The sequence below is a fragment of the Caenimonas sp. SL110 genome (assembly GCF_001044395.1).
Classification (GTDB): Bacteria; Pseudomonadota; Gammaproteobacteria; order Burkholderiales; family Burkholderiaceae_C; genus Ramlibacter.
Genome location: NZ_JANU01000016.1, coordinates 25,746 through 37,989 on the forward strand (window position 1 = coordinate 25,746; position 12,244 = coordinate 37,989).

Genomic DNA, 12,244 nt, shown 5'->3' on the forward strand with positions numbered 1-12,244 from the left:
CTTAACCTACGGGGCTCAATAATCCGGCCCCGATGCCGCCTGACGTGACCCGCGACGACATCCAGCGCCTCTTTCGTACCCTGCCCGGCCTCTTCCTCGTGCTGGAACCGGGCCCGGACTTCATCATCGTGGCGGCAAGCCAGGAATACCTTCACGCGACGCACTCGGACACCTCCATCTTCGGCCAGCCCGCATTCGAGGTTTTTCCCGAAAGCATCCAGACCTCCGGCAGCGCCGGTGCCTCCAGGGTCGAGCAATCGTTCCAGCGGGTGATCGACACCGGCCTGCCCGACGAGATGCCCCTGCAACGCTATGACGTTCGAGCGCCCGACAGCAACGCGTTCGAGGAAAAATGGTGGGCCGCCGTCAATGCGCCTGTCCTGGACGCCCAGGGCAAGGTGCAATATGTGGTTCATCGCGTCGTCGATGCGAGCGCCCATGCGAACAGTGAATCAGTCGAGGTCCTGGTCGAACGCGCGCGCCTGGTCGCCGAATCCGAGAAGCAGCGCCGCATCTACGAGACCGTGCTCAACAGCACGCCGGACCTGGTCTATGTGTTCGACCTGGACCACCACTTCATCTACGCCAATGAAGCCCTGTTGAAGATGTGGGGCACCAACGATTTCTACGGCAAGAAACTGCGCGAGCTGGGCTACGAAGAGTGGCACGCGGCCATGCACGACCGCGAAATCGAGCAGGTCAAGGCAACGCGGATGCCCATACGTGGCGAGGTCCCCTTCAACGGCACGGACGGCAGGCGGATCTACGACTACATCTTCGCGCCCGTCATCGGCCCCGACGGGCGCGTCGTCGCCATCGCGGGCACCACCCGCGATGTCACCGACCGGCAGGCCGCCGAGCAGGCCATGCGCGAACAGGCGCAAAAGCTTGCCGAGTCCGACCGGGCCAAGGACGACTTCCTGGCCACGCTGTCGCACGAACTTCGCAACCCGCTTGCACCGCTGCGCAACTCGATCGCGCTGCTGCGCATGGGTGCGGGCGATCCGAAGTCGGCGCCTATCCACTCGATGATGGAACGCCAGATCAACCATGTGGTCCGGCTGGTCGATGACCTGCTGGAAGTCTCGCGAATCAACCGGGGCCTGTTGTCGCTGCGCAAGGACCGGGTCTGCGTCGCCGATGTGGTGCGCAACGCGCTGGAGGCCAGTGAAGGGCTCATACAGGCGGCCGGCCACACGCTGTCGGTTGACCTGCCCACGCAGGCCATGTGGCTCGATGGTGACGCGGTGCGGCTGTCGCAGATATTGGACAACCTGCTCAACAACGCGGCCAAGTACACGCCCGGCGGCGGCCAGATTGCGGTGACGGTTCGAAGCGAAGCGGGCCACGCAGTCATCAGCGTTCGCGACAACGGCCCCGGCATCAGCGCGGGGGCCCAGGCGCGGCTTTTCGAAATGTTCAATCGCGGCGACCAGAACGTGGCGGGCGTCACCGGCGGCCACGGTGGGCTGGGCATCGGCCTGGCGCTGTCGCGGCGCCTTGCCGCCATGCACGACGGCACGCTGGATGCGCGCAGCGACGGCGCGGGCAAAGGCAGCGAATTCGTGCTGCGCGTTCCATTGGCAGGGCCATTCGATACGGCCCCTGCGGTCCCACCGCAATCCACGACACAATCTTCACCTATACATATGCCACTCGACAAAACGCGCGTCCTCGTCGTTGACGACAACCATGATGCAGGCGACACCATGGGCCAGATCCTGGAACTGCTGGGCGCCGACGTGCGCACGGCCCGCGACGGGCTGGAGGCGCTTGCCACCTTCCAGGACTACCGGCCTTCAGTCGTGTTGCTCGATATCGGCATGCCGGGTATGAGCGGCTATGAAGTCGCGCAGGCCATTCGCACGCGCTACCCGGGCGATACCACCAAGCTCGTCGCCCTGACCGGATGGGGCCAGGACGACGACCGTCGCCGGGCGCGCGACGCGGGCTTCGACCACCACATGGTCAAGCCTGCCGATATCGCCGCACTCGAAGCGCTGCTTGCGTCGATGCAGGCCTGAGCCTAGCCTCCTGCGCGCTTGACCTTGTGTCCTTGCGCCGTCAACAGCGCCACGACCTTGTCGCAGTGATCGCCCTGCACTTCGATCACGCCGTCTTTGACCGTACCGCCCGAGCCGCATGACGCCTTGAGCTGCTGCGCGAGCTTGACCAGGTCCGCCTCTGCCAGCGCGACGCCCTTCACCACCGTGACGGCCTTGCCGCCGCGCCCCTTGGTCTCGCGCGAGACGCGCACGATGCCGTCGCCCGCAGGCACGGCAGCGGCTTTCTTGCAGCCGCAGCGGTCGACCGAGTTGCGGCACACGGGGCACATGCGGCCAGCGTCGGTGGAATAAACAAGGCCGCCAGAGGTTGATCGCGATTTCATCGGCAATATTTTGCGCGAGCCGGCCTGGCCCCGTATATTTGACTCACGATGGCCATCGACCTGAATCTTCTCGACCCCGCGTTTGCCGCGCAGGTCACCAGGTTGCTGCAAAAGTGCAGCTCGCTCGGTTACGAGATGCGCCCCTATGCAGGCATGCGCAGCCCCATCGAGCAGGCCAGGCTCTGGCGGCAATCACGGCCCATCGAAGAGATCAAGGCAAAGATCGCGGCCTTCGATGCCGCAGGCGCGAATTTTCTGGCGTCGTGCCTGCGCAAGGCCGGGCCGCAAAACGGCGACCACGTCACCGACGCCCCGCCGGGCTACTCATGGCACCAGTGGGGCGAAGCCGTCGATGTTTTCTGGGTGGTCGGGGGCAAGGCGCAGTGGTCGACCCGCACCCTCATCAAGGGCCGCAACGGCTACCGCGTTTACGCCGATGCTGCAGCAGCGATGGGCTTGACTGCAGGTGGGCTATGGCCCCGGTTCAAGGACTGGCCGCATGTGCAACTGCGTGCGACGGGCAGCCCGGCCAGGGCCCTGACCCTGCTGCAGATCGATTCAGCGATGAAGGCGCGCTTCGGCCACTAGCTAGTCCAGCGGCTTGATGTCCAGCTCCTGGGCGAGCTTGACCCACTGCTGCGCATCGCCTTCGACCTTGCGTTTCATCTCGACCGGGCCCGCAACTGCGACATCCATCGCCATGCCCACAAGCCGCTCCCGCACATCCGGCATGGCCAGCACCTGCTCCATCGCCGATGCCAGCTTGTCGACCACCGGCCGTGGCATGTTGGCCGGGCCCATCACGCCGAACCACTGCTCGTAGTCCATGCCATTGACGCCCAGTTCAGCGAAGGTGGGGACATCCGGAAAATCGACATTGCGTCTTGCGCCCGTCACTGCGAGCGCGCGCAGCTTGCCCGACTTGACCTGGGTCCCGGCGCTTGCCATCGTCGTGATCATCACGTTCACCTGGCCGCTCATCAGATCGACCAGGGCGGGCGATGAGCCGCGATACGGCACGCTCACGAACTTGAGCCCCGTTCGCGCGCGAAACAGATCGACCACCACGCTGCCGGTGCCTGCGATCGCCATGGACATCTTGCCCGGCTGCGCCTTGGCGAACGCGAGCGTGTCCTTCGCTGTCTTCGCCTCGAAGCCGGGGTGGGACACCAGGAAAGCGGGTGAACGGCCGATGAGGGAGATGGGCGTGAAGTCCTTCACCGCGTCGTAGGGCATCTTGCGCGTGTAGATGGGCGTGCTGGTGTGAAACACATCGACCAGAACCAGCGTGTAGCCGTCGGGCGGGGATTTTGCGACGAAGTCCGCGCCGATCATGCCGCCGGCGCCGCCCTTGTTTTCCACGACGACGGTTTGCTTGAGCACCTGTCCGAGTTTCTCGGCGATCTGCCGGCCGATGCCGTCGGAACTGCCGCCAGCCGGGAAAGGAATCACGAGCTTGACCGGCTTGCTGGGATAGTCCTGCGCCGATGCAGCGCCGCAGGCCAATACCAATGCAACGGCCAGGATGGCGGATACGGCCTGGCGTCTGCGGGTGAGTGCCAAAGTAGAAGTCACGTCGTGGTTCATGGATGCCTTTGTGGTGAGCACGCCATCAGAAACAAATTGGCGTGCAGATTCAAGAGCGCAAGCCCTGATACCGGTGGAACGCAACGCAGGGCCGCGTTACCAATTGTTCACGGGGAGTCCGCAGTGAGAACAGTGCACCGCACGCCACTGGCATCCGGCTTCATTTGGCATGGACAACATCAACAGCAAGTTCCAGCGCAACGGCAATCTCCCGCCGGCGCAACGCGGCATCGCCACACAGGCAGCCGCAGCAAACAGGTATTCGCAGGAAGCCATTCGCAAGGGGGACAACGGCCGAATCCAGGCGCACCTGCAAAGGCTTTTCGAAAATAACGGCGTTCCCGCAGAGCGGGCAAAGCTGCTGGCCGAGCGATGGCGTACGGCAACCGACTTCAAGTACGCCAGCGAACAGGCGCTTGGCCGCAGGGACCTCTCGACGGAAGATAGAGCCACGCACCAGGACCGCATCGACGTGGCTGACGTGACGATCCTGCAGGTTGAAGATCTGGCCCGCAGAAACTTCAGGCCCCCAAGTTCAATGGCGCAGCAGGCCGAACTGCGGCAGGACGCTGCACCCGACAATTCATAAGCTGCTAGCCTCCATCTCCAACATGGAGTTTGAAGATGAGCAGATTGTTCGAGCCCTGGGTCCTGGGCGGATTGAGCCTTTCCAATCGCATCGTGATCGCGCCGATGTGCCAGTACTCGGCCGACCAGGGCTCAGCCACTGACTGGCACCAGATCCACCTGGGGCACCTCGCGCTGTCGGGCGCAGCGATGCTCATTCTGGAAGCGACCGCTGTTTCGGCTGTCGGTCGCATCACTCCCGCAGACCTGGGCCTGTATTCGGACGCCAACGAAGCCGCACTGGCCCGGGTCGTCCAATCGATCCGTGCCCATTCACCGATTGCGATCGCCATCCAGTTGGCGCACGCAGGGCGCAAGGGTTCGAGCCAGGCCCCGTGGAATGGCGGCGCGCAGATCGCACCCGGTGAACCCACCGGTTGGCTGGCCGAGGCGCCGAGCGCCGTGCCGCATGCGCAGACGGAAATCGCCCCAGCCGCACTCGAGCGCACAGGCCTGCAGCGCGTGAAAGCCGACTTCGTGCGTGCGACCGAACGCGCGGCACGCCTGGGGCTCGATGGCATCGAAGTGCATGGCGCGCACGGCTACCTGCTGCACCAGTTCCTGTCGCCCATCGCCAACAAGCGGACCGACGAATACGGCGGCAGCCTGGAAAACCGCATGCGATTCCCGCTGGAAGTTTTCGACGCGGTGCGCGCCGCCTTTCCGGCGGACAAGCCGGTGTGGATGCGCGTCTCGGCCACCGATTGGGTGGAAGGCGGCTGGGACCTGGAGCAAACGATAGCGCTGGGCCGCCAACTCAAGGCACGCGGCTGCGCCGGCATCCATGTGTCCAGCGGCGGTGTTTCGCCTGCGCAGAAAATCAAGGTCGCTCCGGGCTACCAGGTGCCGTTTGCCGAACGCATCAAGGCTGAAACCGGACTGCCGACCATCGCAGTGGGTCTGATCACCGAGCCCGCGCAGGCACAAGAGATCATTGCATCGGGCAAGGCAGATGCGGTGGCCCTTGCCCGCGCCATTCTCTACAACCCGCGCTGGCCCTGGCACGCAGCCGCTCAACTCGGCGCGCATGTCTTCGCCCCCAAACAGTACTGGCGCTCGCAGCCGGCCGAGTACCGGGACCTGTTCGACGGCATGCAGCACGGCCAGCGCTGATCCCGGAAAAAAATCGCTGCCACGCGCGCATGGCCCGACGATTGCTTGAGCCTGCAGCATGCAAATTCTCCAGACCTCTGACCTGCACTATCGCCTGCGCCATTACGACTGGTTGATCGCCGCGGCCCCGCGCTTCGACGCCGTCGTGATTGCCGGCGACCACATGGATATCTCGTCGGCTGTGTCCGAAGGCGTGCAGATCGCCGCCTTGTCGGCGAGCCTGACGGCGGTGTCCGCCAGGACTCACCTGCTGGCGTCTTCGGGCAACCACGACCTCAACGCACGCACGCCCGACGGTGAAAAGACCGCCAGCTGGCTCGCCCCGCTGCGAAGTGCTGCGCTGGCGGTCGATGGCGACACGGTCAATATCGGTGACACGCTCTTCACCGTCTGCCCCTGGTGGGACGGCCCGCATTCGCGCGAAGACCTGGCACGGATGCTGGACGAAGCGGCCAGGCAGCGCACACACCCGTCGCACAAGTGGGTCTGGGTCTATCACGCCCCGCCGGTCGGGCCGCTCAGCTGGACGGGCAAGCGCCACTTCGGCGACGACGCCCTGCCCGAGCTGATCGCGCGGCACTCACCCACCGCCGTGCTCTGTGGCCACATCCACGAAGCGCCCTACCGGAACGGCGGCTCCTGGGCCGACAAGGTGGGCCAGACCTGGCTCTTCAACGCAGGCAACCAGATCGGCGATGTGCCTGCGCGCATCGAAATCGACTTTGATGCCGCCGTGGCACGATGGATCACGATGGAAGGCGTCGAGGAACGGTCGCTGTTGCCCGAACCTCAGTAGTCGGGTACGTCCGCGCGCTCCGACCCGCGCGAGCCGTTGTCAGCGCGCGGCTGCTGGATCGTCATGAGGTTGGCCAGCACCTGGTCCATCAGCGCGAGGTGCGTGTCGGTGCCTTCGTACTGGCGCTTGATATCGACGAGGTACGAAGTGACGGCCTGCAGGCGGCGCGCCAGCAACTGCGCGATGGCGTAGGTGATCTGCGGGTCACGATGGGTCGCGGCTTGCGCATCTTCGATGACATGCACCACGCTGTCAGCCGTGGCGATGACGTCGGCCATGGGTGCGGTGCCCAGCAGCGCGGAGATTTCACCGAGAAAGGAACCCGGCTCGGTGATGGTGACGATGCGCACCCCGTTGCGAATGACGTCGAACGAGCCCTGCTTCAGGACATAGATGCGCCCCATCGGCACGCCCTCTTCGATCAGCAGCGTGCCCGCAGCCACCGGCAGTTGCGCGAGCGCGGAGCAAAGATCGAGGACGGCAGTCATCGCAGCATTGTTCATCAAAGCGCCTTGCCAAGCCTGGCCACCCCGTCCAATATCCTGTCTATACCCACGGTCGCGAAGCTGAGCCTGAAGGTGCTCTTGTCCGCATCCTTCGCAAAGAACGGTGCGCCCGGCACAAAGGCCACGCCCTGCTCGATGGCCCGCTTCGCAAACTCGCCTGCGTCAGCGATCTTGCCGCCCGCCCCGGTCAACCGGGCCCAGATGAAGAGGCCGCCCTGGGGCGCAGTGAATTCAACCGCATCGCCAAGCTCGCGCCGCAGCGCCTGCCCCATCGCATCTGCTCTTTCGGCGTACACCTTGCGCACCTTGTCCAGCGCCTGCGGCATGCGCCCGGCCTTGAGGTATTGCGCTGCAGTCGCCTGTGCCAATGTGCTCGTCGCGGCGTCGTTGAATTGCTTGCACATCACGCACCGGGCCATCAGCTCGGGCTGCGCCACCATCCAGCCCACGCGCAGGCCGGGGCTGAGCACCTTGCTCAGGCTGCCGCAATAGGCAATCAGGTCGCGGCTGCCGGGGACTTCGCTGCTCAGGGCGAGCAGGCTCGGCGGCGGCGCCTTGCCGAAGTAAAGGTCGCCGTAGGGGTTGTCTTCGACCACCAGCACGTTGTGCTTCACGGCCAGCTCGAGCACGCGCTTCCTGCGCGCCAGGCTGAGCGTCGCGCCGCTCGGATTGCCGAAGGTGGGAATCAGGTACACGAGCTTGGGTTTGTGCTCTTCGATCAGCCGCTCCAGCTCATCGACCCTGACGCCATCGGCATCGACCGGCGCGCTGACCAGGTCTGCGCCATACAGGCGAAAGCACTGGATCGTGGCCAGAAACGTGGGGCCTTCGACGATCACCTTGTCGCCGGGATCGATCATGGTCTTGCCGATCAGGTCGAGCGCCTGCTGGCTGCCAGTGGTCACGATCAGGCCGTCGTGCTTGACCTCGATGCCGGTCGCGGCCATGAACTGCGCCAGCTGCATTCGCAGCGGGTCGTAGCCCTCGCTCGCGCCGTACTGCAGCGCAGGGCCCGGCTCTTCGTCCAGCGCCTTGTTCACGGCCTCACGCATGCCCTGCACATCGAACAGCGCCGCATCCGGAAAGCCGCCGGCAAACGAAATGATGCCGGGCTTGCCCAGGAGTTTGAACAGCTCGCGGATCGCCGAGGTTTCGACGTTGTTCAGGCGTGCCGCGTAGGGCAGCGACGGGTGAGGCTGGGATGACATGTGTTGGCGCTTGGGGTGTTGTTGCATTGCAATGGTAGCCAAACCCGGGCCGCACATCGAATGAGATAAAAAGTACGTAAAACATCTCGGATCGACAGTATTATTTGAGAACTTTCAATTTCATTCAGGCCGCAACTGCGCGTTGAACCAAACCCATGAAAATCCCCAAACTCATCCAGATCCAAAGCTCCGCTGAACTGTCAGGCTTGGTCAGGACGACTCGCGTCGCCCTGGGCCTGACCCAGGCTGAGGTCGGCACCCTCGTGGGCGTCAAGCAGTCGCGCATGGCCCAGATCGAAAATTTTCCAGGTCTCGTCAGCTGCGAACAGATGCTGCAGGTGCTTCATGCACTGGGCATCCGGCTGTACCTGTCGCAGCCCCTGCCAAACGCGGGCACGCACGGCGCACCTGGCGCGCCGCTGACCACCGCGCAAGACCTCCCCGATTCGCAGTGGTAGCGCGCGGCGGGCCTGCCTGACAGGGCAGAATGCGTGCTTCCTTCCGAATGCAGTGCCCATGATCGAGAAACACCTGGATATCGCCACGGCCGACGGCGAGATGAATTCCTTCGTCGCGTACCCCGAGTCGGGCGGACCTCATCCGGTGGTGCTCTTCTACATGGACGCACCCGGCAAGCGGGAGGAACTGCACGACATGGCCAGGCGGCTTGCGGCGGGCGGCTACTACGTGGTGCTGCCCAACCTCTACTACCGCCGCACGCGTGACTTCTGGCTGCGCGAGCGAACCGAAGAGAGCATGGCCGTGATGTTCGGGCACATGGATGCCACCACCAATGCCATGGCGGTGAGCGACACGGCGGCCCTGCTGGCTTTTGTCGATGCGCAACCCGAAGCCGATGGCAAGCGCATCGGCGCTGTCGGCTATTGCATGAGCGGCCCCTTTGTCGTGCACGCGGCCGCAGCATTCCCGGATCGCTTCGCCAGCATCGCGTCGATTCATGGCGCGCAGATGATGACGGATCGCCCCGATTCGCCGCACCGGGTCGCATCCACCATCAAGTGCGAGACCTATGTGGGCTGCGCCGAGATCGACAAGTGGGCGCCGAGCGCGCACATCGACGCGCTCGAAGCAGCCATGAAGCAAGGCGGTGTCAACTACCGCATCGAGTGGTACGGCGGCGCGCAGCACGGTTTTGTGTTTCCGCAGCGGGCGGGCGTTTATGACGAGGCCAGCGCAGAGCGGCACTGGGAGCGCCTGTTCGATCTTTTCGGGCGCACGCTCGGCCTAGAATCAGGCGAACAAGGGGATTCGATGGGCAGTTTGAATTTGAAGATCGGCATGCCGATCCTGAAGCGGCTTCTGTGGGGCCCGCGGGAAGAACGGGAGCTGATACAGGGAGCCGGAATCAACGTGATTCCCGCCAATTTCTACTCCAGCATTCCATCGATTGCCGAGGTGCGCGAGTCCTACGAATACGTAGAAGGCGCGGTTCCTTATCTGGACGAGAGCATCTTCGATCCGCAGACGATGCGGGGCACACTGGCCGAGCTGGTGCCCTGGTCGGCCGACTTCACGCCGGAACTCGAAGGCGACCAGGAAACCTGCCGCTCTTACTTCTGGAAGAACAGCCAGTTCTCTTTCAGCGACTCGATGTCGTACTGGGCGTTCGTGCGCAAGACGAAGCCGAAAACCGTCGTGGAAATCGGCAGCGGATTTTCGTCATTGGTCGCCATGGAGGCGCTGGAGAAAAACGGCGCGGGCACGCTGCGATGCATCGAGCCCTATCCGCGTCCGTTCATCACCGGCCTCGCATCCGAGGGGCGCATCAAGCACATCCCCGTTCGCGCCCAGGACGTCACGCCCGACATGCTCAACGACATGCTGGAGGATGGCGACATCCTCTTCATCGACTCGACGCATACGGTCAAGTCGGGAAGCGACTGCCTGCATATTTACCTGCGCCTCTTACCAGCCATTCGCAAAAAGGTGCTGGTACATGTGCACGATGTATTCCTGCCGTTTGGCATGCCGCAGGCCTGGCTGCTCGACATGCACATCTACTGGACCGAACAGTATTTGCTGCTGGCTTTTCTCACCGACAACCCGCGCGCGCGTGTTCTGTTTGGCAGCGCCTACAACGAGCACTTCAACAAGCCCTTGCTTGAAGATTTCATGCACGGCCGCTTTGCAAGTGGCGGCGGAAGTTTCTGGTTCGAATACGACGGGCGTCGGTAGGTGTTGGGACAGGCGTGACATGAAAGCTGCATGAAGGCTGTCATGCCGGACTCGATCCGGCATCCACCGCGAAGCGGCAACGGCGCCTGATCGAAGATGGATTGCGGATCAAGCCCGAAGGAAGTCATGGATTGCGGATCAAGTCCGCAATGACAGCCTTCTTGAACCGCAGGAATCTCAGCGCCGCCAGAAATTCCCAACGGTCTTCTTGCGATACACCCCATGAAGCTCCGTCGAACGCCCGCCCGTTGCCCAATGGGTGATCTCCGCCGCGATCAGTCGCCGGATCCACTGCAGATCTTCGGCCTTGGAGAGATCGAAGTTGTCGCCGTACGTGAGCTCCACCAGCCGCCACAGGAAGGCGTTGCGTTTGTAGACCATCTCCGGAATGAAATGGGCTTCCAGCAAAGGCTCCAGCTCTTCGCTTCGGATCCCCTCGAAGCAGCCGATCGAAAAATCGCGATCGCTCAGCACCGTGTCGATGGAACCCGTATGGCCATTGCGGCGAAACCGCTGCGGCAAACCCGCGAACAATTCACTGGCCACCTTGTACGTGTCGGGCCACAGCCGGTTGCCGTTGCGCCCGATCTGCTCGCCAATGCTCCAGAACTCGCCGTCGTCGGCAAGGCGTTCATTGACCTGCGAGAAGACGCGCTCCAGGTTGGCCACGTGATGCAGGGCCGACACGCACATGATGATGTCGAACTCGCCCTTGCCCGGCAGGCCCATGTTGATGTCGCCGACCAGGCACTTGACCTTGACGTCGCGCTTGGCTGAGGCGAGCCGGTCGGCGGCGCGCTGGATCAGCTCGGGGCTGGCGTCGAGCAGCGTCAGCTCCACGGCGCTCGTGCAGTGCGACAGCAACTGCTCTTCCACTCGCGCAGCGCCGGCCAGGATCGACAGGATCCGAAGCGGCCTGAGCCTGTTTCTTGTTTTGGATTTCGCAAGGGCCCGCCCGAAGAAGTCGGGCGCCTCCATCGGCAGGAGCGCGCCGAGGGCCCTCATGGAATAACTGAACGCGGCTTCCGACGGCATGGGCTTGAGCGTCTTGAGCCGCCTGTCAACCCGTCCGCGCAAATCGTCGACCCAGCGGTTTTCGCGTGCGACGGGCATGAACCTGGACAGCTCGACCTTCCCCGAACCGGTGACGGCAGTCTTGCCGGTGGCGTAGATCTGGTGACTGTACGAACTGCCGGAAAAAATGCCGACCTCGGTTTTCAGCCGGAAGTCATACGACGCGAGCGCATTCATGCGGCCCATGCGGTGAGAAGGCGAAATGCGCAGCATCAGCACATTGAGCAGTTCGCCCGTGCCATCTGCGCACACCACCCGAAAGCGCGCTTCATGCCCCGCCAAAGCGGCGAGCGAAATGTCCAGCCGCTGGTGTAGCAAGGGGGCAGCCAGGCCTACCGTCGTCAGTGTGTGCCACTGGTCTCCACCTGCAAGCGCCCAGTCCACGTTGACCCGTGCGCTGCCGAACGCCGTCCCGACGACCAGAAGGGCCAGGACGGTTTCGGAGCTGACCTTGAGCTGCGGCGTGAGGATGTATTCGCCCGCCTGCAGGCCAACGCCATATTGGCCTTGCCATGCGTCGCCGATCGCGCATGGCGCAACCGGAAAATCCTGCGCGCCGAGCCACTTCGAGACAACGACGTCGGGCGACAACTCCAGCTGGTATTCGGTCGGGCATTCGAATGGCACCACCGTCGCGGGCCCCCGATGCGCCAGTGGCTCGAGATACCTCGTGAGTTGTTGCAGCATGAAAGAATGGCTATTGTTGGTAAACCATTCTAGGAGTGCCCCGCAGGGGCAACATCGCTGT

Annotated in this window: 12 protein-coding genes; 7 read left to right on the forward strand and 5 right to left on the reverse strand. The window is 63.8% G+C overall.

All coding sequences use genetic code 11. The features are described from left to right. The first annotated feature begins 32 nt into the window (after window positions 1–32). Window positions 33–2,024 carry an ATP-binding protein gene (locus AQ12_RS10600; RefSeq protein ID WP_053076674.1) on the forward strand — a complete coding sequence of 664 codons (1,992 nt, stop codon included), beginning with the start codon at window positions 33–35 and terminating at the stop codon, window positions 2,022–2,024. Window positions 2,025–2,026: 2 nt separating this feature from the next. On the opposite strand, the gene AQ12_RS10605 is transcribed toward AQ12_RS10600, so the two are convergent. Continuing rightward, window positions 2,027–2,389 (reverse strand): translation initiation factor Sui1, encoded by a 363-nt coding sequence (locus AQ12_RS10605; protein ID WP_048439879.1) that lies wholly within the window; start codon window positions 2,387–2,389, stop codon window positions 2,027–2,029. A gap of 48 nt (window positions 2,390–2,437) precedes the next feature. Here AQ12_RS10605 and AQ12_RS10610 point away from each other — a divergent pair, with 48 nt between their 5' ends. Next, window positions 2,438–2,977, forward strand: coding sequence for a M15 family metallopeptidase (locus AQ12_RS10610; RefSeq protein ID WP_048439880.1), 540 nt, complete (start codon window positions 2,438–2,440; stop codon window positions 2,975–2,977). Here the strand turns inward: AQ12_RS10610 and AQ12_RS10615 are convergent, their stop codons facing one another. Beyond that, complete coding sequence (locus AQ12_RS10615; RefSeq protein ID WP_152682754.1) at window positions 2,978–3,976, reverse strand: tripartite tricarboxylate transporter substrate binding protein; 999 nt, start codon at window positions 3,974–3,976, stop codon at window positions 2,978–2,980. 169 nt (window positions 3,977–4,145) lie between these two features. Between AQ12_RS10615 and AQ12_RS10620 the strand changes: the two genes are divergently transcribed. The 3 genes from AQ12_RS10620 to AQ12_RS10630 are packed head-to-tail and all read left to right on the forward strand — an operon-like array spanning window position 4,146 to window position 6,512. Next, entirely contained in the window at window positions 4,146–4,565 is a 420-nt protein-coding gene (locus AQ12_RS10620) for a hypothetical protein (RefSeq protein WP_048439881.1), read from the forward strand. A 35-nt stretch (window positions 4,566–4,600) separates the two neighbouring features. Next, complete coding sequence (locus AQ12_RS10625; RefSeq protein WP_048439882.1) at window positions 4,601–5,716, forward strand: NADH:flavin oxidoreductase/NADH oxidase; 1,116 nt, start codon at window positions 4,601–4,603, stop codon at window positions 5,714–5,716. A gap of 58 nt (window positions 5,717–5,774) precedes the next feature. After that, the gene (locus tag AQ12_RS10630; protein ID WP_048439883.1) at window positions 5,775–6,512 is read left to right on the forward strand and encodes a metallophosphoesterase; all 738 of its coding nucleotides are present in this window, start codon (window positions 5,775–5,777) and stop codon (window positions 6,510–6,512) included. On the opposite strand, the gene AQ12_RS10635 is transcribed toward AQ12_RS10630, so the two are convergent. Further along, window positions 6,506–7,000: a Crp/Fnr family transcriptional regulator gene (locus tag AQ12_RS10635; protein ID WP_048440006.1), complete on the reverse strand. Its 495-nt coding sequence runs from the start codon at window positions 6,998–7,000 to the stop codon at window positions 6,506–6,508. The two genes, AQ12_RS10630 and AQ12_RS10635, sit on opposite strands and share 7 nt — an antisense overlap. Before the next feature lie 14 nt (window positions 7,001–7,014). Beyond that, complete coding sequence (locus tag AQ12_RS10640; protein ID WP_048440007.1) at window positions 7,015–8,202, reverse strand: PLP-dependent aminotransferase family protein; 1,188 nt, start codon at window positions 8,200–8,202, stop codon at window positions 7,015–7,017. A 179-nt stretch (window positions 8,203–8,381) separates the two neighbouring features. On the opposite strand from AQ12_RS10640, the gene AQ12_RS10645 reads away from it, so the two are divergent. Further along, on the forward strand, window positions 8,382–8,684 hold the full coding sequence (locus AQ12_RS10645; protein WP_082151535.1) for a helix-turn-helix domain-containing protein: 303 nt from the start codon (window positions 8,382–8,384) through the stop codon (window positions 8,682–8,684). A gap of 58 nt (window positions 8,685–8,742) precedes the next feature. After that, window positions 8,743–10,422, forward strand: a complete 1,680-nt coding sequence (locus AQ12_RS22470; protein ID WP_082151536.1) for a dienelactone hydrolase family protein — start codon at window positions 8,743–8,745, stop codon at window positions 10,420–10,422. A gap of 177 nt (window positions 10,423–10,599) precedes the next feature. Here AQ12_RS22470 and AQ12_RS10655 read toward each other — a convergent pair whose 3' ends face one another. Continuing rightward, a complete protein-coding gene (locus AQ12_RS10655) occupies window positions 10,600–12,183 on the reverse strand; it encodes a trans-aconitate 2-methyltransferase (protein WP_048439884.1) in 1,584 nt (527 codons plus the stop codon). Between the last annotated feature and the right edge of the window lie 61 nt (window positions 12,184–12,244).

Excerpts from the sequence above, each read along its gene's own strand:
- AQ12_RS10600 (WP_053076674.1), top strand. The coding sequence starts at position 33 with ATGCCGCCTGACGTGACCCGCGACGACATCCAGCGCCTCTTTCGTACC.
- AQ12_RS10605 (WP_048439879.1), bottom strand. The coding sequence starts at position 2,389 with ATGAAATCGCGATCAACCTCTGGCGGCCTTGTTTATTCCACCGACGCT.
- AQ12_RS10610 (WP_048439880.1), top strand. The coding sequence starts at position 2,438 with ATGGCCATCGACCTGAATCTTCTCGACCCCGCGTTTGCCGCGCAGGTC.
- AQ12_RS10615 (WP_152682754.1), bottom strand. The coding sequence starts at position 3,976 with ATGAACCACGACGTGACTTCTACTTTGGCACTCACCCGCAGACGCCAG.
- AQ12_RS10620 (WP_048439881.1), top strand. The coding sequence starts at position 4,146 with ATGGACAACATCAACAGCAAGTTCCAGCGCAACGGCAATCTCCCGCCG.
- AQ12_RS10625 (WP_048439882.1), top strand. The coding sequence starts at position 4,601 with ATGAGCAGATTGTTCGAGCCCTGGGTCCTGGGCGGATTGAGCCTTTCC.
- AQ12_RS10630 (WP_048439883.1), top strand. The coding sequence starts at position 5,775 with ATGCAAATTCTCCAGACCTCTGACCTGCACTATCGCCTGCGCCATTAC.
- AQ12_RS10635 (WP_048440006.1), bottom strand. The coding sequence starts at position 7,000 with ATGACTGCCGTCCTCGATCTTTGCTCCGCGCTCGCGCAACTGCCGGTG.
- AQ12_RS10645 (WP_082151535.1), top strand. The coding sequence starts at position 8,382 with ATGAAAATCCCCAAACTCATCCAGATCCAAAGCTCCGCTGAACTGTCA.
- AQ12_RS22470 (WP_082151536.1), top strand. The coding sequence starts at position 8,743 with ATGATCGAGAAACACCTGGATATCGCCACGGCCGACGGCGAGATGAAT.
- AQ12_RS10655 (WP_048439884.1), bottom strand. The coding sequence starts at position 12,183 with ATGCTGCAACAACTCACGAGGTATCTCGAGCCACTGGCGCATCGGGGG.